General features: G+C 30.2%; 22 protein-coding genes. 11 read left to right on the forward strand and 11 right to left on the reverse strand.

Annotated elements, in window-relative coordinates:
* Positions 1 to 16: 16 nt before the first annotated feature.
* Positions 17 to 1303: a tyrosine--tRNA ligase gene (gene tyrS / locus BX611_RS05125; RefSeq protein WP_115878739.1), complete on the forward strand. Its 1287-nt coding sequence runs from the start codon at positions 17 to 19 to the stop codon at positions 1301 to 1303.
* A 49-nt stretch (positions 1304 to 1352) separates the two neighbouring features.
* Here tyrS and BX611_RS05130 read toward each other — a convergent pair whose 3' ends face one another.
* Complete coding sequence (locus BX611_RS05130) at positions 1353 to 2333, reverse strand: LuxE/PaaK family acyltransferase (protein WP_115878741.1); 981 nt, start codon at positions 2331 to 2333, stop codon at positions 1353 to 1355.
* Positions 2334 to 2421: 88 nt separating this feature from the next.
* Here BX611_RS05130 and BX611_RS05135 point away from each other — a divergent pair, with 88 nt between their 5' ends.
* The 3 genes from BX611_RS05135 (at position 2422) to amaB (ending at position 5873) form a co-directional block, all read left to right on the forward strand.
* Positions 2422 to 2958, forward strand: coding sequence for an RNA polymerase sigma factor (locus BX611_RS05135; RefSeq protein WP_115878743.1), 537 nt, complete (start codon positions 2422 to 2424; stop codon positions 2956 to 2958).
* Positions 2959 to 2972: 14 nt separating this feature from the next.
* Complete coding sequence (locus BX611_RS05140; protein ID WP_162880029.1) at positions 2973 to 4190, forward strand: outer membrane beta-barrel protein; 1218 nt, start codon at positions 2973 to 2975, stop codon at positions 4188 to 4190.
* A gap of 129 nt (positions 4191 to 4319) precedes the next feature.
* Positions 4320 to 5873, forward strand: a complete 1554-nt coding sequence (gene amaB, locus BX611_RS05145) for an L-piperidine-6-carboxylate dehydrogenase (protein WP_115878748.1) — start codon at positions 4320 to 4322, stop codon at positions 5871 to 5873.
* A 148-nt stretch (positions 5874 to 6021) separates the two neighbouring features.
* Here amaB and dxs read toward each other — a convergent pair whose 3' ends face one another.
* Positions 6022 to 7794, reverse strand: coding sequence for a 1-deoxy-D-xylulose-5-phosphate synthase (gene dxs, locus BX611_RS05150; RefSeq protein WP_115878750.1), 1773 nt, complete (start codon positions 7792 to 7794; stop codon positions 6022 to 6024).
* Between the two features lie 59 nt (positions 7795 to 7853).
* On the opposite strand from dxs, the gene BX611_RS05155 reads away from it, so the two are divergent.
* Positions 7854 to 8303 carry a nucleoside deaminase gene (locus tag BX611_RS05155; protein ID WP_115878752.1) on the forward strand — a complete coding sequence of 150 codons (450 nt, stop codon included), beginning with the start codon at positions 7854 to 7856 and terminating at the stop codon, positions 8301 to 8303.
* Here the strand turns inward: BX611_RS05155 and BX611_RS05160 are convergent.
* Positions 8300 to 8539, reverse strand: a complete 240-nt coding sequence (locus tag BX611_RS05160; protein WP_115878754.1) for a hypothetical protein — start codon at positions 8537 to 8539, stop codon at positions 8300 to 8302. The two genes, BX611_RS05155 and BX611_RS05160, sit on opposite strands and share 4 nt — an antisense overlap.
* A gap of 71 nt (positions 8540 to 8610) precedes the next feature.
* On the opposite strand from BX611_RS05160, the gene glpQ reads away from it, so the two are divergent.
* On the forward strand, positions 8611 to 9612 hold the full coding sequence (glpQ, locus tag BX611_RS05165) for a glycerophosphodiester phosphodiesterase (RefSeq protein ID WP_115878756.1): 1002 nt from the start codon (positions 8611 to 8613) through the stop codon (positions 9610 to 9612).
* Here the strand turns inward: glpQ and BX611_RS05170 are convergent.
* The 4 genes from BX611_RS05170 to aspS form a co-directional block, all read right to left on the reverse strand.
* A complete protein-coding gene (locus tag BX611_RS05170) occupies positions 9602 to 11392 on the reverse strand; it encodes a chloride channel protein (RefSeq protein WP_115878758.1) in 1791 nt (596 codons plus the stop codon). The two genes, glpQ and BX611_RS05170, sit on opposite strands and share 11 nt — an antisense overlap.
* A gap of 46 nt (positions 11393 to 11438) precedes the next feature.
* Positions 11439 to 11597 carry a hypothetical protein gene (locus BX611_RS15025; RefSeq protein WP_162880028.1) on the reverse strand — a complete coding sequence of 53 codons (159 nt, stop codon included), beginning with the start codon at positions 11595 to 11597 and terminating at the stop codon, positions 11439 to 11441.
* Positions 11598 to 11671: 74 nt separating this feature from the next.
* Complete coding sequence (locus tag BX611_RS05175; protein ID WP_115878760.1) at positions 11672 to 13441, reverse strand: APC family permease; 1770 nt, start codon at positions 13439 to 13441, stop codon at positions 11672 to 11674.
* 63 nt (positions 13442 to 13504) lie between these two features.
* Positions 13505 to 15262 carry an aspartate--tRNA ligase gene (gene aspS, locus BX611_RS05180; RefSeq protein WP_115878762.1) on the reverse strand — a complete coding sequence of 586 codons (1758 nt, stop codon included), beginning with the start codon at positions 15260 to 15262 and terminating at the stop codon, positions 13505 to 13507.
* A gap of 254 nt (positions 15263 to 15516) precedes the next feature.
* Here aspS and BX611_RS05185 point away from each other — a divergent pair, with 254 nt between their 5' ends.
* From BX611_RS05185 to rsmI, 4 genes are read left to right on the forward strand one after another with little or no spacing between them, the layout of a single operon-like run.
* Complete coding sequence (locus tag BX611_RS05185; protein WP_115878764.1) at positions 15517 to 16047, forward strand: PadR family transcriptional regulator; 531 nt, start codon at positions 15517 to 15519, stop codon at positions 16045 to 16047.
* Between the two features lie 12 nt (positions 16048 to 16059).
* On the forward strand, positions 16060 to 16884 hold the full coding sequence (locus BX611_RS05190) for a hypothetical protein (protein ID WP_115878766.1): 825 nt from the start codon (positions 16060 to 16062) through the stop codon (positions 16882 to 16884).
* 32 nt (positions 16885 to 16916) lie between these two features.
* The gene (locus tag BX611_RS05195) at positions 16917 to 17276 is read left to right on the forward strand and encodes a cupin domain-containing protein (RefSeq protein ID WP_115878768.1); all 360 of its coding nucleotides are present in this window, start codon (positions 16917 to 16919) and stop codon (positions 17274 to 17276) included.
* Between the two features lie 2 nt (positions 17277 to 17278).
* Positions 17279 to 17950, forward strand: a complete 672-nt coding sequence (gene rsmI / locus BX611_RS05200; protein ID WP_115878770.1) for a 16S rRNA (cytidine(1402)-2'-O)-methyltransferase — start codon at positions 17279 to 17281, stop codon at positions 17948 to 17950.
* 59 nt (positions 17951 to 18009) lie between these two features.
* Here rsmI and BX611_RS05205 read toward each other — a convergent pair whose 3' ends face one another.
* The 4 genes from BX611_RS05205 to BX611_RS05220 all read right to left on the reverse strand — a co-directional run bounded on the left by BX611_RS05205 (position 18010) and on the right by BX611_RS05220 (position 21250).
* Positions 18010 to 19170 carry an iron-containing alcohol dehydrogenase gene (locus BX611_RS05205; RefSeq protein WP_115878772.1) on the reverse strand — a complete coding sequence of 387 codons (1161 nt, stop codon included), beginning with the start codon at positions 19168 to 19170 and terminating at the stop codon, positions 18010 to 18012.
* A gap of 23 nt (positions 19171 to 19193) precedes the next feature.
* Positions 19194 to 19826, reverse strand: coding sequence for a nitroreductase family protein (locus tag BX611_RS05210; RefSeq protein ID WP_115878774.1), 633 nt, complete (start codon positions 19824 to 19826; stop codon positions 19194 to 19196).
* 119 nt (positions 19827 to 19945) lie between these two features.
* Complete coding sequence (locus BX611_RS05215) at positions 19946 to 20611, reverse strand: NAD(P)H-binding protein (protein ID WP_115878776.1); 666 nt, start codon at positions 20609 to 20611, stop codon at positions 19946 to 19948.
* A 3-nt stretch (positions 20612 to 20614) separates the two neighbouring features.
* Positions 20615 to 21250, reverse strand: a complete 636-nt coding sequence (locus BX611_RS05220) for a TetR/AcrR family transcriptional regulator (protein WP_162880027.1) — start codon at positions 21248 to 21250, stop codon at positions 20615 to 20617.
* A 65-nt stretch (positions 21251 to 21315) separates the two neighbouring features.
* On the opposite strand from BX611_RS05220, the gene rlmF reads away from it, so the two are divergent.
* Positions 21316 to 22230, forward strand: coding sequence for a 23S rRNA (adenine(1618)-N(6))-methyltransferase RlmF (gene rlmF / locus BX611_RS05225; RefSeq protein ID WP_115878780.1), 915 nt, complete (start codon positions 21316 to 21318; stop codon positions 22228 to 22230).
* The last annotated feature ends 15 nt before the right edge of the window (positions 22231 to 22245 follow it).

Raw genomic sequence — 22245 nt, forward strand, 5'->3', positions numbered from 1 at the left:
ATTTAAAAATTTGGAAATGAATTTTGTTGAAGAACTACGTTGGAGAGGCATGTTACATGATATTATGCCTGAAACTGAAGAATATTTATTAAAAAATAAAACTACTGGTTATATTGGGTTTGATCCTACAGCTGACTCTTTGCATATTGGAAGTTTGGTCCCAATAATTATTTTAATGCACTTTCAAAAAGCAGGACACAATCCAATTGCTTTAGTTGGTGGAGCAACAGGTATGGTTGGTGATCCTTCTGGAAAATCTGATGAACGAAACTTATTGGACGAAGAAACATTAAATAAAAATGTTGCCGGTGTAAAAGGTCAGTTAGCACGATTTTTAGATTTTGATAGTACGGTTGAAAACAAGGCCGAATTGGTAAATAATTACGATTGGATGAAAAACATTTCATTAATCGATTTTGTTCGTGATGTAGGTAAACATATAACGGTTAACTATATGATGGCAAAAGATTCTGTAAAAAAACGTTTAGGATCAGATTCTCAAGCAGGAATGAGTTTTACAGAATTTACATATCAGTTATTTCAAGGATACGATTTTTACCATCTGTATAAAGAAAAAAATTGTGTGCTTCAAATGGGAGGTTCAGACCAATGGGGAAATATTACAACAGGTACAGAACTTGTTAGAAGAAAAGCACAAGGTAAAGCCTATGCGTTAACCTGCAAACTAATTACCAAAGCTGATGGATCTAAGTTTGGGAAAACTGCTGGAGGAAATGTATGGTTAGATGCTAACAGAACTTCTCCTTATAAATTCTACCAATATTGGTTAAATTCTTCTGATGAAGATGCCGAAAAGTATATTAAAATATTTACTTTTTTAGATAAGGAAACTATTGAAAAATTGATTGCGGAACATAAAGAGGCACCACATTTAAGAATACTTCAAAAGGCAATTGGTGAGGAAGTAACAGTTATGACTCACGGACAAGAAGCTTACGAAAATGCTATAAAAGCTTCAAATATTTTATTTGGAAAATCAACAGCTAATGACTTAAAGAGCCTGGATGAACAAACATTTTTAGATGTTTTTGATGGTGTGCCTCAAGCTGAGGTTGAACGTGCGGTTGTTGAAAAGGGTTTGGAAATAGTTCCGGCTTTTTCTGAAACAGGATTTTTAAAATCTAATGGAGAAGTACGAAGAGCTTTAAAGGAAAATTCAATATCAGTTAACAAAGAAAAAGTAAATGAAGAATTTGTAATTACTTCAGATGATTTAATTGCTGATAAATTTGTGTTGTTACAACGCGGTAAAAAAAGTTATTATTTACTAAAAATAATTTAAATTTTTAATTAAAAAAAGATTTTAAAAGACTACTGGAAAGTGGTCTTTTTTATTTTAAAACTAATAAGTTACAACCTCTAATATCGGAATTATCAAAACGTCCAAGAACTTCAAAAGTTCCATTTGTATAGGTCTTTCCTAAGTCTTGAGTAGCAATAAAAGAACACGAATTAATATTTGCTAAATCAATTACGTTAATTCCACCAGATTTTCCTTCGGGTAAAATTGTTAAAGCGTCTTCGGTATCACGAGTTAGTATTTTCATCCAAGGAGGGCATTCAAAAATTCCATTTCCTTTAGAATAAGCCTGGCTTAACAACTCTGTCATTCCGTATTCTGAATGGATTTTTTCAACTCCAAAACCCTTACATAAAATTTCGTGTAATTCTTCTCTAATTAATTCTTTTCTTCTGCCTTTCATTCCACCAGTTTCTATAACTATGGTGTTTTTTAAGTTGAAGTTGAATTTTTCAACCAAATCTAGCAAGGCAAAAGAAACCCCAATTAAAAGTATTTTTTCACCTTTTTGGTCTAGTTCAACTAAATTTTTCCATAATTTATCTAAATTATTTAAATAAAAGCCACTTTTTGGTTTTTTAGATTTTTTAATTAAATCATTTACCATGTAAATTAATGAAGAGCCATCCCGTTCTAAATAAGAAGGTAATAAAGCTAAAACAGTGAAATTTTCAATGGATCCATAAAAAAATTCAAAACCTTTATTAAAGCTGGTTTCATAAATAGATAAATCTGTAACAAAGTGTTTGCTTTGAGTTACTCCCGTGGTACCACTACTTAAAAACACTTCTTCTATTGGTTTTGTTGAAGAAATAACAGTGTGTGATTTAAAAAATTGAATAGGGAGAAAAGGAATTTCATTGATATTTTTAATAGAAGAAATATCAGTATTTAAAAGGCTTAAAAATTTCTGATACACTAAATTATTTGTTGCCTGAAACCTAAAAATATTTAAGGCAGTTTTATTAAAGTCATTAACACTATGTAACTTAAATAGCTTATTTGTTTTCATAAAAATTGGGAAACATCACAAAAGTAATGTAAATTTACGCAACCTATTATCTTTTTAGGTATCTTATTAACAATTAAAACGCTAGTATTTGAGTTTAAATAAGCTCATAAAACAATGTGCAAATAACGATAGAAAGGCACAAAAAGAAATTTATCAGCTTTTTGCGGGTAAGTTGTTTTCTATATGCCTTAAATACTCTAAAAATAAACAAGAGGCTCAAGATAATTTTCAAGATGGTTTTGTAACCATTTTCGATAAAATTGGGCAGTTTAATTTTAAAGGTTCATTTGAAGGTTGGTTAAAACGCGTTATGGTAAACACGATTTTATTAAAATATAGAAAAAAAACCGTGTTAAATATTGTTACTGAAGAGATTCCTGATGAGGTGGTTGTTGACATCGACGATGATGAAATTTCTTTAGATTTTTTGTTAAATCTTATTCAAGAGTTGCCAGATAGATACAGAATGGTTTTTAACCTTTATGTATTGGATGGTTGTTCTCACAAGGAGATTGCAAAAATGTTGAAAATTGCAGAAGGCACATCAAAATCTAATTTGGCTAGAGCAAGAGGCATTTTAAAACAAAAAATCGAAGTATATCAAGAGAGTCAACAGTCTGTTTAAGATAAAAGGTTATAGTGAGAGATTATAAAAACATTGATAGAATATTTCAAGAAAACTTAAAAGATTTGGAGGTGTTTCCACCAAACAGAGCTTGGAGTTCAATTGAAAAAAACTTAGCCCCTGTTTCTAATAAGAAACGATTGCCAATTTGGATAAAATTTGCAAGTATTGCTGCATTATTAATACTTTTTTTTAGTATTGGTACAATTTACTTTATTCCTGAAAATAATTTTTCAAAAAATTTCCTGAAAACAACTAGCAAAGAAGAAATAGTTGTTGATGAAAATGCTAGTGTAAATGCAAAAAATTTAAGCGAAAGCAGCAAAAAGAAAAACATAAAATTACTTCCTAAAACGAATGAAATAGAAACTTTAGAGAATGGTGCTGATTTAACAGATTTAGTTAAAGACATTGAAAATAATAATGTGGAAGACGCTACCTTTAAAAATAAATCTAATAGAAATTCTATTTTAGCAGATGCATTGAATTTACCACTTTCAAATGAAAAAAATCAGAAAGTTGAGCCTGTTGAAGATACAAATGGAAGAATTACTGTGGCAACTATTTTTGCACCAATTTATATTAATTCATTAGGTGATGGTTCTGGAATAGATGGTCAGTTTAAAGATAGCAGAGCATCAGGAAATTCATCCTATTCTTACGGAGTTAAATTTGCGTACCAACTTAATAATAGGTTTAGTGTACAATCAGGTGTAAATCTTATTAATTTAGGATATAAAACAAACAACGTTTATATAACTCCGGGTGTTTCGGTACTTGGGTTTTCTAATTTATCAACAAATCCTATTGCCTCAAAAACACAAAGTTTAGCAACATCAAAACAAAGTGATGTAAATGCAATAGATCCCAATAAAGGAAGTATAAATCAAGTGTTTGGTTATGTTGAAATTCCTGTTGAAATAAAATATAGCGTTACCGATGGTAAGTTAGGAGTAAATTTAGTTGGTGGTTTTAGTACGCTTTTACTTAATAAAGATGAAGTTTTTGTGGAAACAAATTCTTTCACACAAAGTTTAGGAGCTTCAAACAATTTAAGATCCATAAACTTTAGTGGAAATATTGGTGTTGATGTAGATTATTCAATAAAGAAGAATTTATACATTAATATTTCACCAATGTTTAAAATGCAAACAAATACCTTTTCAAAAAACTCGGGTAGTATACAGCCTTACTACTTAGGAGTTTATACAGGATTAAATTATAAGTTTTAGTTGGTTTATTATTTGGTTGGTTACCAAATATTGAATGAAGAGGGCCATTTCAAATTTGAAATGGCTTTACTTTTTATACCATATAATATTTGTAGCTTTGTTAATCAGATAAATTAAATAAAACAAAAAATGGAAATTTTAACTATAAAAAGTACTATTAAAAAAGCATTAGATAAATTAGGTGTTAAACAACTAAATAATGGTACATCAACAGGTTCAAATTCTTTTGGAAAAGGTGAAATTATTCAATCATATTCACCAGTTGATGGTGAATTAATTGGTGCTGTTTCAACTACAACTAAAGAAGATTATAATAAAGTATTAATTACAGCACAAAAAGCTTTTAAAACTTGGAGATTAAAACCTGCACCTCAACGTGGAGAAATTGTAAGGCAATTTGGAAATAAATTGCGAGAACTAAAACAGCCTTTAGGAGAATTAGTTTCTTATGAAATGGGTAAATCTCTGCAAGAAGGCTTGGGTGAAGTACAAGAAATGATTGATATTTGCGATTTTGCAGTAGGATTATCACGTCAATTACATGGTTTTACAATGCATTCTGAAAGACCTGGACATAGAATGTACGATCAATATCACCCTCTTGGAATTGTTGGTATTATTTCAGCATTTAACTTTCCGGTTGCTGTTTGGGCTTGGAATACAGCTTTAGCTTGGATTTCAGGTGATGTTTGTATTTGGAAAGCTTCAGAAAAAGCACCTTTATGCAGTATTGCTTGTCAAAATATAATTACAGAAGTATTAAAAGAAAATAATTTACCAGAAGGAATTTCAAATATTATTAATGGAAATTATATTGTTGGTGAATTTATGACAACCGATAATCGTGTTCAATTAATTTCAGCAACGGGCTCTATTAGAATGGGTAAAATTGTTGCTAAAACTGTGGCAGAGCGTTTAGGTAAATCATTGTTAGAATTGGGAGGTAATAATGCTATAATTGTAACACCTGATGCAGATCTTAAAATGACTGTTATTGGAGCTGTTTTTGGAGCTGTAGGTACTGCCGGACAACGTTGTACATCTACAAGAAGGTTAATTATACACGAATCTATGTATGACAAAGTAAAAGATGCATTGGTTACTGCTTATAAACAATTAAGAATTGGAAATCCATTAGACGAAAATAATCATGTTGGACCTTTAATTGATAAAGATGCAGTAAAAATGTATGAAAAAGCATTAGATAAAGTTATAGAAGAAGGTGGAAAAATAATAGTTCGAGGTGGAGTTTTAAGTGGGAAGGGATATGAAAGTGGTTGTTATGTAAAACCTGCCATTGCAGAAGCTGAAAATCATTTTGAAATTGTACAACATGAAACATTTGCTCCTATTTTATACTTATTAAAATATACAGGTGATGTAACGAATGCAATTGAAATTCAAAACGGAGTTGTACAAGGGTTATCATCAGCAATTATGACGAATAATTTACGTGAAGCTGAACAATTTTTATCTCAAGCAGGATCGGACTGCGGAATAGCAAATGTAAATATTGGTACTTCCGGAGCTGAAATTGGAGGAGCTTTTGGAGGTGAAAAAGAAACAGGCGGTGGTAGAGAGTCTGGTTCTGATGCTTGGAAAATTTATATGAGACGACAAACAAATACAATTAATTATACTACGGAATTGCCTTTAGCACAAGGAATAAAATTTGATTTATAAAAAATAAGAAGAATAAAATAAGGCTATTTAAAAAGTATATTTTTCGTCAACCTGAAATAAATTCAGGTTCTCAAAGTAATTGATTAACGGTACGATGAGATTCTGAAATAAATTCATAATGACGGTTCTCAATACTTTTTAAATAGCCTTATTTCAACTTTAATAAAAATTCTTTTATCTTTTCTTTAGATAAATTTATTTTTTCAAAAAGCGCTTCAACTTTTCCATGTTCTATAAAATTATCTGGGACTCCTAAGGTTTTTATTACATTATTTTTGTAATTATTTTCAGATGCAAATTCTAAAATAGCAGTTCCAAATCCGCCAATAATTGTACCATTTTCTATAGTTACAATAGTTTTAAATTTTTTAAATATTATATGAAGTAATTCAGTATCTAAAGGTTTTATAAAGCGCATGTTGTAGTGAGCTACTTTATTTTTAGGTAAATCCTTCTGAATATCTATAATTGTATTTCCAATATTACCAATACTTAATATAGCAATTTCATTTCCTTCTGTAATACAATTTCCTTTACCAATTTTTATAGCTGAAAAAGGTTGTTTCCAGTCGATAATTGTTCCTCTACCACGAGGATATCTAATTGCAAGAGGGAAATTAATGCCTAATTGTGCCGTGTACATTATATTACGCAATTCAATTTCATTTAACGGAGCAAATAGTACCATATTTGGTACGCAACGTAAATAAGCAATATCAAAAACACCATGATGCGTAGCACCATCTTCACCTACAATTCCTGCTCTGTCAATACAAAAAATTACAGGTAAATTTTGCAAAGCTACGTCGTGAATAATTTGATCGTAGGCACGTTGTAAAAATGTAGAATAAATGTTGCAAAACGGAATTAATCCTTGTGTTGCCATTCCTGCACCCAAAGTAACTGCATGTTGCTCAGCAATACCAACATCAAAAGCTCTTTCAGGAATTTCATCTATCATTAGTTTTAAAGAACTTCCAGTAGGCATTGCGGGTGTAATACCTACAATATTTTTATTTTTTTTAGCCAGTTCAACAATAGTTTCTCCAAAAACATCCTGAAATTTAGGAGGAAGTAATTCATTGCTTTTTGGGGCTAACTCACCTGTAATTTTATCAAATTTACCGGGAGCATGGTATTTTACCTGGTCTTGTTCAGCTTTTTGTAACCCTTTTCCTTTGGTGGTAATAATATGTAAAAATTTAGGCCCTTTAACCTGCTTTAACCTTTGTAATTCCTCAATAACAGCATCAATATTGTGTCCGTCAATTGGTCCCGAATAATTAAAGTTTAAAGCCTCAATGATATTATTTTTTCTAACTTTTTTACCTGCTTTTACATTGGTAAAATAGTTTTTTAAAGCCCCAACACTTGGGTCTATCCCCATAGCATTGTCGTTTAAAATAATTAACAAATTTGCATCAGTTACCCCTGCATGATTTAATCCTTCAAACGCCATTCCACTTGCAATGGAAGCATCACCAATTACTGCAATATGATGTTTTTCAAAATTCCCATTTAATTTTGAAGCAATTGCCATTCCTAATGCTGCAGAAATTGAAGTTGACGAATGTCCAGTGCTAAAAGCATCATATTTGCTTTCACTTCTTTTGGGAAATCCAGAAATACCACCTAATTGTCTGTTAGTATGAAAAACACTTCTGCGTTCAGTTAAAATTTTATGCCCATAAGCTTGGTGACCAACATCCCAAATTAATAAATCATTTGGAGTGTCAAAAACATAATGCAGCGCAATTGTTAATTCAACAACACCTAAACTTGCACCTAAATGACCTTCTTTAGTTGCAACAATATCAATAATAAAATCACGTAATTCTTTAGCAACTTGTGGAAGTTGTTTTTTTGAAAGATTTTTTAAATCTTTTGGATTGTTAATATGTGATAATAAATTGTTTTTCATTCATTACAAAACTACAATATTTAAATTGTTCGTTATATTAAAATAATTACTTTTGAATTATGATAAATCCTTTTGATGATATTTATTTTATGAAACGTGCTTTGCAGGAAGCTCAATTGGCTTTTGAAAAAAATGAAGTTCCAATTGGTGCTGTTATTGTAATGAATAATCAAATTATTGCACGAGCTCACAATTTAACAGAAACGCTAAATGATGTTACTGCTCACGCTGAAATGCAGGCTTTTACTGCTGCTGCAGATTTTTTAGGAGGTAAATATTTAAAAGAATGCACATTGTATGTTACGCTAGAACCTTGTCAAATGTGTGCTGGAGCAAGTTATTGGACTCAAATTGGTAAAATTGTTTATGGTGCTTCTGAAGAAAAAAGAGGGTTTTTAGTTATGAATACTACTTTACACCCAAAAACAAAAGTTATTGGTGGAGTTTTAGAAGAAGATTGCAGTAAACTTTTAACTCGTTTTTTTATTGAAAAGCGGAATTTGAATTAGCTATTTTTTTTATTATGTTCTTCTAGGTCTTTTCTATATTTATCAAAGGTAAAATCTTTAATATTTTTGTTTTTATATCTATGAAAAATAAATAAAGGCATAAAAACAAAAGCTAATACCAACACACCAATTCCAATTATAATTTCACCATTTGGATCTCCTGAACTTTTTGTGTAAAAACCATATCCTAGCGTTCCTAAAATAAGTATTAAAAGAAAAAATAATGTAAATTTCATAATTAGTTAAAATATGTATGGATTACAAAATTACAAAAAGTAATACATTTAGATAGTTTTTAAAATAAAAGATGAATAGAGTTTTAGTATTGTTATTATTTATAAGTTTGTTGGGTTGTGAGTACAAAAATTCACCTTCTAAAAGTATGTCTGTTAAAGCCAAAAAAACCGTAATAGCGCATAGAGGAGCATCGGGTTATTTACCTGAACACACACTTGCTTCAAAAGCTATGGCTTATGCTATGGGGGCTGACTATCTTGAACAAGATATTGTTTTAAGTGCTGACAATGTTCCAATTGTAATTCATGATATACATTTAGAAACGGTTACCAATGTTGCTGAAAAGTTTCCGGAAAAGAAAAGAATTGATGGGAAATTTTACGTGATTGATTTTGCTTTTGAGGAATTAAAACAACTAAATGTTTTGGAAAGATTTAATCCAGAAACTAAAAAAGCTGTTTACCCCTTGAGGTTTCCTGAAAATAAATCATCATTTAGACTACATTCTTTGCAAGAAGAAATTGAATTAATACAAGGATTAAATAAAAGTACAGGTAAAAATATTGGTATATATCCAGAAATTAAGGAACCAAATTTTCATAAAAATGAAGGTAAGGATATTTCAAAAATTGTATTGGAAATCCTTAGTAATTATGGATATACAACTAAAAATGATAATTGTATTTTACAGTGTTTTAATGCCGAAGAATTAAAACGAATTAGACAAGAACTTAAAAGTGAATTATTTTTATTGCAACTTATAGAGTTTGGAGAAGATGAAAAAAGAATAGAAGAATTTTCGGAATATGCAGATGGAATTGGACCTTGGTATAAACAAATTATTAAAGGAAAAGATAATAAAGGAAAATGGTTAATATCAGATTTGGTTAAACAGGCTCATAAAAATAAATTGATAGTTCATGCATACACTTTTAGAGCAGATCAGTTAGGTGAATTTAAATCGTTTGAAGAAATATTACAAGTAGCTTTGTTTGATGCTGAAATTGATGGTGTTTTTACTGATTTTCCAGATAAAGTAGTTAATTATATAAATAAAAAAATTAAGCAGTAACTTCAATCAGTTTTCTTCTGTAAGCTGTTAATAGTCTTGATTTAGAAATAAAACCAAAATATTTACCTTCTTTTATAACTACTAAATTCCAAGCACCAGTCATTTTAAATTTATTCAAAATTTCTTCAGTAGAATCTTTTTCATAGTAAATAATATCAGAAGCACTATGCATTAAGCTTTCAACTTTTACTTTTTCGTATAAATCCTTATTAAACATAATACTTCTTATATCGTTAAGAGTAATAATTCCTAAGAATTCATTGTCGTCATTTACAACAGGAAAATGATTTCTTGACGATTTTGCAACTGCATTATTTACAATTTCACCCAAAGTCATTTCGGGATTTAATAAAATAAAATTAGTTTCAATTACTTTATCTAAATCTAGTAACATTAGCACATTTTTATCTTTATCATGTGTTAAAAGTTCTCCCCTTTTAGCTAATTCAGAAGCATAAATATTATGCGGTATATACCTTTTAGTTATTAAAAATGAAATAGAAGAAACAATCATTAAAGGAACAAATAATTCATACCCGCCCGTAATTTCTGCAATTAAAAATATTGCAGTTAAAGGCGCTTGTAAAATTCCAGCCATTAAACCAGCCATACCAACCATTGCAAAATTTGTGGAAGATAATTGGTGGCTAAAAATGTTACTATTATTAATTATTAAGGCAAATACATAACCTGTAATACTACCTGTAAAAAGGGTTGGGGCAAAAACTCCACCAACTCCACCAGCACCAAAAGTTAAAGATGTGGCGATAACTTTAAATAAAACCAATCCTATTAAAAAGGCAATAACAACCAATATATTATCTACTTCAACATGAAAAATATTATTTGAAATAATAGGTTCAATATTTCCTTTTAAAACATTATTTATTGTTGAATAGCCTTCACCAAATAAAGGTGGAACTAGAAAAACGGTAATACCTAGTAAAATTCCTCCAAAAAGTAATCTTTTGTGCGCCCCTTTAAAATCTCTAAAAAATGCACTAATTTTAAAATAAACTTTGCTGAAATAAATGGAAGCAGCTGCAGATGAAACACCTAATAAAATGTAAAATAACACATCGTTTAATTGAAACTTATCCTCAATATTAAAGTGTAATAATACGTCATCACCAAAAAAGAAATAGGAAGTTAAAACAGCAGTTATTGATGCTAACAATAATGGAATCATTGAAGCTAAAGTTAGTTCTAAGCTAAAAATTTCAACAGCAAAAACAATTGCAGCAATTGGAGCTTTAAAAATTGAAGACATTGCTCCTGCAGCTGCAGCTCCAATAAGCAGTGTTCTTGTGGTTTGGTTTAAGTGAAATAATCTGGCAAAATTAGAGCCAAGAGCAGCTCCAGTAGCAACCGTTGGACCTTCCAAACCTACAGATCCTCCAAAACCAATTGTAATGGGTGCGGTTATTAATGAAGACCACATTTGGTGACTAGGCATTATGCCTTTTAATTTTGATATGGCAAATAAAGTGGAAGGAATACCATGACCTACTTTTTTCTTAATTATGTATTTTTTAATAAAACGCACCAAAAGCAACCCAATTATTGGGAAAATGAAATAAAATGCACTATGAATTTCTTTAATAAATTCACCTTCTAATAGTTCTTGAATTAGGTGGGTAAGGTTTTTTAACATCACGGCTCCAAGACCTGCTAATAAACCAATAACAGCACTAGCTATACGAATAAATTGTTGATTAGAGATATTCTGATATCTCCACTTTAAAAATTTAAGTAATAAATATTTTGATTTTGTTGACATTTAATTTTAACAAAAAAGGATTTGCAAAAGTATTAAAATAATGTGGTTAAGTTTTACGTTTGGGACAACTTTTACATTTCTTTTCTCCTTTTTTTTTGTATTTTTTGCAACATTCATCTTTGGTATCGCCTTTAGACTTTTTGCCTTCCGGTTTTTCCCAATTAAAATCGTAATTAAAAATAGTTAAAGGTTTTGAATTCGTCACTTTTATTATTTAGAATGATTTTAAACGAAGGTACAAATACTTTATAAATCATTGTAATTTTTTTTATATAGCAATTAAATAATTAAACGAACTCCTCCTAATTCTTCAATTTTATAAGGAAACTTATCGCTAGGAGAACCTATAAACATAAAGTTAATTGGAATGTTCCACTTTTTAGAAAGATTTTTGATTAACTCAGGATTAAATTTTCCATCAACAGTAATAAATTCAATGTTAATTTCAGGATATTCTTTACCTAAAAAATCAATTTCTTGTGCTAAATTTTGAGGAGCGCTTTGGTCCTTTTCTAAAGCTAATACTATTTTAATTTTTTTTGTATGTTCATTTTTAATAATATAAAGCATTACTTTATTAAGAGAAGCAATATTATCACCCTTTGTAAAAAAAACAAATTCCTGTGAGTTAATTTTATTTATAGTACGCAGAATTATTCGGTCTGTTTTTAAAACGAAATTTCTAATTGGGTCAAAAACAACATGGATAGCGTTCAATAAAAAATTTAATAATACTGTTCTATTTAGCATTATAATAATAAATATTATTGAAGGAACAAAGTAGTCTAGAAAAACTGTTAAATTGCTTGGTGAACCATTTTTTGTTTCCATAGAAATATTTCCAAAAAGAGCAATTAAAACAGCTCCAATTGCAATAAATAAAGACAACCAGGAAGCTCTTTCTTGGCGCGGTAAAGAATTACGTTTTACTTTTAATAAAATATTACCAATTCCAAAAAGAGCCATTACTGATAGAAATGAAATAGTGTAAACTCCAGCTAGTAATTGTACATTTCCTTTTGTAATTAGCAGTACTGAAACAGATAATAAGAAAAACATTATTATAATTCTATATGAACTACCTGTTGTGCTTTTCTTCAAGAAAAATTGAGGCATAATGCGATCCAAAGTCATACGTTCTAACAATCCAGATACACCTACAAAGCTTGTTAAAACGGCACCACTTAATACTAAAAATGCATCAACTGCAATTAAAATTGGTAGCCAAGAACCTCCAACGTGTTTTCCCATTTCAATTAATAAAGTATTTTGGTATTCACTGCTTTGTAAAACAGGAATTGCAAATAAAGCTAAAGCAAAAATGGCCATTAAGGGGTTTATAATACTTACAATACCCCACATATTTTTTAATGTTTTTGGAAAAACTCCTTTTTCTTGTTCTTCAACAAAATTTGCAGAACTTTCAAATCCAGAAACACCTAACATTGAAGCTGCAAAACCTAAAAATATTGCGTTTGTTATACTACCTCCTTCTAATGGGAAATGCCAGTTTTCAAAAAAAGTACCAATTCCATTTTGAGTTAAAAAGTAAATAATAAAACCACTTAAAATTACTAATGAAGCTAAATGAAATAGAAAAATTCCAATAGCAACTTTAGCAGACTCTGTAATACCTCCAATTGTAAGACCTGCAAAAACAGCAAGTAACCCAATTGTGGCAATTATTATTGGCATTGTAGGAATTAAATGATGTAAATAATGAATGGCTTCATTTGCAGAAATTACTGCTGTTGCCATATACGATAGTAATGTTAAAGTAGCCGCAAATGATGCCATACTTTTACTAGTAGTATTTAATAAAGCATTATAAGCCCCGCCATTTAAAGGTAACGCACCAACCACTTCACCATAAATTTTTCGAAATAAGAATAAAACGAATGATACAATTAACAATGTTATCCAAGCATATTGTCCTGCAAAAGCAATGGCCAAAGCAGAAACATAAAGTACTGAGGAGCTAATATCATTTCCACAAATAGCTGTGGCTGCTAACTCGTTCAATTTTTTATGGACTTTTTTAGTTTCCATTTTTAGAATATTTAAATGTTTAATATAAAAAAAATCCTCGATAAAATTTTATCGAGGATTTTTTTATTTATTTTTCAAATCTAGTTTTAAACATAATTCTTTTAATTGCTCATCATCTATTTTGGATGGTGCATCAATCATTATATCTCTTCCGCTATTGTTTTTCGGAAAAGCTATAAAATCTCTAATAGTTTCTTGTCCTCCTAAAATGGCAACCAGTCTATCCAACCCAAAAGCAAGTCCGCCGTGTGGAGGAGCACCATATTCAAAAGCATTCATTAAAAATCCAAATTGTTCTTTTGCCTGTTCAGGTGTAAAACCTAAATGATCAAACATTAAAGCCTGTGTTTTTTTATCGTGAATTCTAATAGAACCACCACCTATTTCATTGCCATTTAGCACCATATCATAAGCATTGGCTCTTACTTTTCCTGGATCTGTATCTAAAAGATGCATATCTTCTGGTTTTGGAGAGGTAAATGGGTGGTGCATTGCATGGTAACGTTGTGTTTCTTCATCCCATTCTAGCAATGGAAAATCTATTACCCATAATGGAGCAAATTCATTTGGTTTACGTAAACCTAAACGCGTAGCTAATTCCATACGTAATGCGCTTAATTGTCCACGAACTTTATCAGCATTACCCGATAAAACACAAATTAAATCTCCAGGTTTTGCACCAGTAACTTCAGCCCATTTGGCTAAATCTTCCTGGTTGTAAAATTTATCAACAGATGACTTATAAGTTCCGTCTTCATTACAACGAACATACACCATTCCTAAAGCACCAATTTGTGGACGTTTTATCCATTCAATTAATTTATCAATTTCTTTACGAGTATATGCATTTCCACCTGGTACGGCAATACCAACAACCAATTCAGCATTATTAAATACGCCAAAATCTTTGTGTTGAGCAACTTCATTTAATTCGCCAAACTCCATTCCAAAACGAATGTCTGGTTTATCATTTCCGTATTTTTTCATGGCTTCTTCGTAAGTCATACGTGGAAATTTAGCAACTTCAACGCCGTTAATTTCTTTTAGTAAATGACGTGTAAGTCCTTCAAACGTATTTAAAATATCTTCTTGCTCAACAAAGGCCATTTCACAGTCAATTTGTGTAAATTCCGGTTGTCTGTCTGCACGTAAATCTTCATCTCTAAAGCATTTTACAATTTGAAAATACTTATCCAGTCCACCAACCATTAATAATTGCTTAAAAGTTTGAGGCGATTGAGGCAATGCATAAAACTGACCTTCATTCATTCTACTTGGCACTACAAAATCACGGGCGCCTTCTGGAGTAGATTTTATTAAAACAGGTGTTTCAACTTCAATAAAACCTTCATCAGATAAATATTTTCTTGTTTCAATGGCAACTTTACTTCTAAAAATAAGGTTATTTTTTACTGGATTTCTTCTAATATCCAAATAACGATATTTCATACGCAACTCATCACCACCGTCTGTTTCATCTTCAATTGTAAAAGGAGGAACTAATGATTTGTTTAAAACCGTAAGTTCTTTAACCAAAATTTCAATTGCACCAGTAGGTATATTTTTGTTTTTAGAAACACGCTCAATCACTTCACCTTTAACCTGAATTACAAACTCACGCCCTAATGTTTTAGCTTCTTCAACCATTTCTTTAGAACTTCGGTCAGCATCAAAAATTAATTGCGTAATACCATATCGGTCACGTAAATCAACCCAAATCATAAATCCTTTATCACGGGTTTTTTGCACCCAACCAGCCAAGGTAACTTCCTGACCTACATTTTCAATTCGTAATTCTCCGTTAGAATGTGTTCTATACATTTTTTTGTATTTTTTAAGAATGTGCAAATTTAGTGATTTCATTTATAGTTTAAACAGTTTGTACAACTTTTTGTAACAACAGCTATTTTTTTAAGAATTTAATTAGATAAACACAATTTTGTGTTTTAAATATAAAAATAAACAACTTATAAATAATTGAAAATAAGTAAGTTGATAAAAAATTTACAATTTACTTGTTAAATAGTACGAAACGTACTATATTCGTAATACGAAACGTACTAAAAATTAAAATTATGAATATAAAACCAACAGTTTTAGATTTTGCGATCTTAGGCTTAATTCAGGATAATTCACTTTCGGGATATGCAATTAGAAAAATGTTTGAAGAAACTGCTTTGGGGAGTTACAGTAGCAGTCCTGGAACAATTTACCCGGCTTTAAAAAGACTTCAAAAAGGTGGATTAGTAGAGAAAATTTCACAAATAGATTCTGCCAAATCTAGTTTTAAAATTACACAACAAGGGTTATTAATATTGAAAAGCTGGTTTTTAAAACCTATAGAAAAAGTTGATGTGGAGAAAAAAATAAATGAACTGTTACTTCGATTTGGATTTATGGAATCTTTGATTGATAAACAACAACGAATTCATTTTTTAATATCATTTCAAGAAGAACTTATAAAATATATCTCTGAATTAGAAACTTACTATAAAAGCGAAGGATTTAAAATGCCACTTCACGGTAAACTTGCATTTCAATATGGTATTGAATCTAATAAAACAACCTTAAAATGGTGTAAAAAATCAATTTTACAATTAACTTAAAAGCAATTTATTATGAAATCTAATTATTTAAAAGTATTGTTGGGAACCCTTATTATGTTCTTTTTATACACTATTTATAGGTTAATTACTGGAACAGAAGTTTCTTTCAACACCTCAGGAGTTTTACTTGGATTATTTTCAAGTTTATTAATCGTTATTTTACTTAGTTATTATATTTTTCATTCCTCTTTTAAAGGCATTAAATTGGTTTTTGCTGTTTTTATTATTCACTATGTTATTGGGTGTTTTAATATTTTAATTGAGTCCTATATATTTAATGTTACCAATAGAGTACAAACTTTACAAGAAATGCTACAAGGGTTTTTTGTATCTGTATTTTTTGCTCCAATATTTGTATGGTTATTAGGGAAATGGAATGATGAATCTGCGAAATTAAAGTTTGAAAAACGTGCTGTTTTTAGTTGGATATGGCGAAGTGCTTTAGGAATTTTTTTGTATTTAATATTTTATTTAGGTGCAGGAATGGTACTCCAAATGTCATATCCAGAATTAATGGACTTTTACAGTGATAAAATTCCACCCTTTGATGTAATGATTTTAACCCAGTTTCCAAGAGGATTATTATTTGTAATAATTGCAATTTTAATATTAAGATCTTTAAAACTATCAAACTTAAAAAAAGCTGTTTTAATTGGATTGATATTCTCTATTTTAGGAGGTATTGCACCATTAATTCCACCAAATGATTTAATGCCAAGTAATATTAGATTTGTACATGGAATTGAAGTAGGAATCTCAAATTTTTTATATGGATTTATAATTAGCTTTTTGTTAGGTCAAAAAAAGAATAAAACAATGAATGAAATTCAAGGTTGAGTTCTAATCTAAAATCTTGTAGATTTGTGGTTATGAAAGCTATAAATATTTCAGAAAAATTTAAACTGTTTAATGAACATTGGACTCCAAAAAAAATTGGAGAATTAAATGGACAACAAGTTTTACTAGCTAAATTGAAAGGTGAATTTATTTGGCATTCTCATGAAAATGAAGACGAACTTTTTATGATTATAAAAGGTTCCTTAAAAATTGAATTAAGAGATAAAACCGTTCATTTAAATGAAGGTGAACTCTATATTATTCCAAAAGGAGTGGAGCACAAACCAATTGCCGAAAAAGAAGTTCATGTACTTTTGTTTGAGCCTTTAGCGATTAAGCATACTGGAAATGTTACCAATAAATTAACTGTTAAAACATTTGAAACAATATAATTATGGGGAAACTTTTTTTAGTTCCTACACCAATAGGAAATTTAGAAGATATGACTTTTAGAGCCGTAAAGGTTTTAAAAGAAGTAGATTTGATTTTAGCCGAAGATACAAGAACCAGTGGAAAGTTATTAAAGCATTTTGAAATTGCTACACATATGCACAGCCATCATATGCATAACGAGCATAAAACGGTTGAAAATATAGTGAAGCGTATACAAAATGGTGAAAATATTGCCTTAATTTCAGATGCTGGAACACCAGCAATTTCAGATCCTGGCTTTTTATTAACCCGTGCTTGTATAGAAAATGATATTGAAATTGAATGTTTACCTGGCGCAACTGCATTTGTTCCTGCATTGGTAAATAGCGGATTGCCAAACGATAAATTTGTTTTTGAAGGATTTTTACCTGTGAAAAAGGGAAGACAAACACGGTTAACGTTTTTAGCTGAAGAAACCAGAACTATGATTTTTTATGAATCGCCTCATAAATTATTAAAAACCCTTAATAATTTTGCTGAATATTTTGGAGAAGATCGTCCAATATCAGTTTCTAGAGAATTAACAAAGTTATATGAAGAAACTATTAGAGGAACAGTTTCAGATTTGATTGAACATTTTACAAAAAAAGATCCAAAAGGGGAATTTGTAGTTGTGGCAGGTGGGAAGAAGTGAAAAACTTAAAGCCTAAGAAATTATTAAATTTCTTAGGCTTTAAGTTTTTTAAACTCATTTTAATAACTCATTTTAACAATTTTTTCAACAGCCTTAGGAGTTACTTTTCCGTGCTCCCCTAATCCTTTCCAACCTCGCTCTTCAAAACGCTTTGAAATTATTTGAGCAGTTCCCTTGTAATCTTCGGTATATTCAGACAACTTGGTTTTTATACCTAATGAATGGAAAAATTCAGTAGTTTTTTTAATTCCAGCTTTTGCTTTATCATCTTTGGTTCCTTCAGTAACATTCCAAACACGTTCAGCATATTGTGCCAATTTATCTTTTTTACTGTCTAAATTAAAAGTATAATGACTTTCAGCAATAATTGCTAACGTTCTGGCATGGTCTATACCAAATAAAGCTGTTAATTCATGTCCCATCATATGTACAGCCCAATCTGAAGGTACACCTTGCTGAATTAATCCGTTTAATGCCATTGTACAACTCCACATAAAATTTGAGGCCGCTTTATAATCAGATGGATCTTTTAATATTGCAGGCGCAACTTCAATTAAGGTTTGTAAAATACTTTCCGCAAAACGATCTTGTAATTTAGCATCTACTGTATAGGTCATATATTGCTCTAACACGTGCGTAAATGCATCTGCCAAACCGTTTGCAATTTGACGCGTTGGGATTGATTTTACAACTTCGGGATCTAAAATTGAAAATACAGGAAATAATCCTGGTCCGCCCATGGCAAATTTTTCTTTCGTTTCTGCTCGTGTAATTACAGCTCCAGAATTCATTTCTGAACCAGTTGCTGGCAAAGTTAAAACAGTTCCAAAAGGCATTCCTACCAAAGTACGCATGTTTTTGGCTAAAATATCCCAAGGTTCTTCGCCTTCATATAAAGCTGCAGCCGATAAAAATTTGGTTCCATCTATTACAGAACCGCCGCCAACACCTAATAAAAAAGTAATATTTTCAGCTTTAATAATATCTAAGGCTTCTAACAATACTTCATATTCTGGGTTTGCAGGAATTCCACCAAATTCTATCACTTCAAAATTTGAAAGTGCTTTAGAAACTTGTTCATAAATGCCATTTGTTTTAATACTTCCACCTCCATACAACATTAAAACTTTTGAATTTTCAGGAATTTCAGTAGCTAAATTTTCTATTTGCCCTTTTCCGAACAAAATTTTAGTTGGATTTTTATATTGAAAATTATTCATAATAATTTAATTTTTAGTTTTAATTATTCTACTACAGTTACTAAATCTTCTGTGCTTTTTCTAACTTTAGGCAGGTTAACCAACCAGTCTTTTTCAGTATCTCTATATCCAATCGGTAAAAGCACACAACTTTTTAAGCCTTTTTCTCTTAAACCTAAAATTTTATCAACGGCTGCAGGATCAAATCCTTCAATTGGAGTTGTGTCAACACCTTCAAAAGCAGCTGCAATAATGGCCGCACTAAAAGCAATATATGCTTGTTTTGCAGCGTGGTTAAAGTTTTCTTCAGCATCTTTTTGTGGATAGTTGCTCAATAACATTTGGCGGTAGTTTTCCCAGCCTTCGTTTTTAAATCCACGAACTTCGTTTGTTAAATCAAACATTTTATTAATGCGTTCTTCAGTATAAGTATCCCAAGCAGCAAAAACCAATAAATGAGAACAATCTGTAATCATAGACTGATTCCAGGAAACGGGTCTAATTGCTTCTTTAATTGCTTGATTTTTAACTACAATTATTTCAAAAGGCTGTAAACCACTTGAAGTAGGAGCCAATCGTGCGGCTTCAATAATTCTATCTATTTTTTCTTCCGATACGTTTTCACCATTCATTGCTTTTGCTGCGTATCTCCAATTTAATTTATCTAATAATTCCATTGTTTTCTTTTAATTTATTTTTAGTTATTCTTTTTTTATATTTTTTAGTACGTCAACCTGAACTTGTTTCAGGTTTGCACAGTGATTGATTATTAATATGATGAGATTCTGAAATAAATTCAGAATGACACCGTTGCTATTTCTTTTATTTTTTCTGAAGTAATAATTTGTGATGTTGAAGTTGAATTTGCCAAATTTATCATAGCTTGCGCTATATTTTCAGCTTCAATTATTTTGTATTTTTTTAAATTTCCTATAAATAAAGGTTGTATGAGTTTAAAAATCGCCAATCCAATTTTTTCACCAATCCTGTTTTCATTTCTGTTTCCACCTATAATTGAAGGTTGTAAAATATAGGTATTAGGTATGTTTTGTTGTAAAACCTCTTGTTCCATTTCACCTTTTGTTCTGTTGTAAAATATGTTGCTTTTTGCATTGGCTCCCATTGCTGAAATCACTAAAAACGTGTTGATTTTATTTTCTTTTGAAAGTTTTGCAGCAGTTACAGGAATTCCAAAATCTATTTTTTTATAAGTTTCTTTATTGGGTGTTTTTTTAGCGGTTGTACCAATACAGCAAAAAACCTCATTACCGGTAAATGCTTCTTTAAAAGTTCCTAAATCCAACATGTTTCCAATAAATTGCTGAACTTTTAAAGGTAATCCTTCAATTTTTTTACGTGAAAATAATTTGATGGTTTTATACTTATCATCTTTTATTAGTTTGTGTAAAAGAATGTTTCCGGTTAAGCCAGTTGCTCCTAAAATAATAGCTGTTTTTCCCATATCCTATAATTTTATGCTGTCCCAGGCAAGGTTGAAAGCTTCATTCAACTTACCTTCGGTTAAATCACAACTGCTTTTAAATTGTTTATTGGTTAAAAAAGCCAAAGGATAAATAGTAAAGGCATATAAAAGATAGGGCGAAATAGGTTTTATAATTTCTTCTTGTATTCCTCTTTCCCATAAATCCAGTAAAGGCTGTAAATGCTTCAAACCTTCACGTTTTATTTCTTCATCAATAATAGGAGTGTTGTCGCATTGAGATAAAAAATTAGCCTCTTCTATCTGATTTAATTTGAAATTTGCAATGTTAAACCAAATCTGTTTAAAACTTTCTTTAACGCATGTTGCTTCACAATAATTTTTAAAAGCAAATACACTAAACAATGATTTTATTTCTAAATACAACTGGTTAATTAAGTCTTGTTTGTTTTCAAAATAGATATAAATAGTTGCCGGCGACATTTCAGCCATTTTCGCAATTTTTGACATAGGCGCATCGTGAAAACCCTGATTGTTTACCAAGTGAAGCGTTGCATTTAATAAAGCAACTCTTTTTTTATCGCATTTTTGTCTAATTGCCATAGAAACTTGTTTTCTTCGGCAAATATATATAAAAATATTTACAAAATGAATGTTCATTCTTTTTGTAAATATAAAATAATGTTAAAATTTAAAAGTAGTACTTTTGGTGAAGTATATAAATTATGGGAACTAAAAGAAATAAAAACGGAAATCTACATCCAAATAATAAACATTTACAAGGCTATAAGTTTACAGAATTATGTGAAGCATATCCTGATTTAAAAGAGTTTGTGTTTGTTAATGAATATGGAACTGAAACGATAGATTTTGCAAATCCAAAAGCGGTAAAAGCTATAAATAAAGCACTTTTATTTAAGTATTACAATTTAAAATTTTGGGATTTTCCTGACGATAATTTATGCCCGCCAATTCCCGGAAGAGTTGATTATATTCATTATTTAGCTGATTTGTTAATTAACTCTGGAATTAATGAAGGTGCTAAAATTTTGGATATTGGAACAGGTGCCAATTGTATTTATCCTTTGTTGGGAAATGCCGAATATAATTGGAGTTTTGTTGGAACAGATATTGATAAAAAATCGTTGGACAGGGCAGAAAAAATTATTAAAAAGAATGCTCTTTCCGATTTTATTAAATTAAAACATCAAAAAGATTCGACACATATTTTTACAGGTATTTTAACTGCTGACGACAAGTTTTCAGCATCCATTTGTAATCCACCATTTTATAGATCTCAGGAAGAAGCAATGCAGGCCAACTCAAGAAAAATGGAGGGTTTAGGAACTACAAATATTGGAAGAAATTTTAGTGGAAAACAACAAGAATTATGGTATAAAGGTGGTGAAAAAGCATTTATTCATACCTATTTATATGAAAGTTCTAAGTTTAAAACAAACTGTTTTTGGTATACTATATTGGTTTCAAAAAAAGAAAATGTACAAAGTATGTACGATTCTTTAAATAAGTTAGGAGCTACCGATATTAAAACAATTCCAATGCATCAAGGCAATAAAGTTACGCGTATTATAGCCTGGACATTTCTTTCAAAAGAGGCACAAAAAGAGTGGAATAATTAAGTTACACTTAGTTAA

The sequence above is a fragment of the Lutibacter oceani genome, assembly GCF_003384935.1.
GTDB classification, from domain to species: Bacteria; Bacteroidota; Bacteroidia; order Flavobacteriales; family Flavobacteriaceae; genus Lutibacter; species Lutibacter oceani.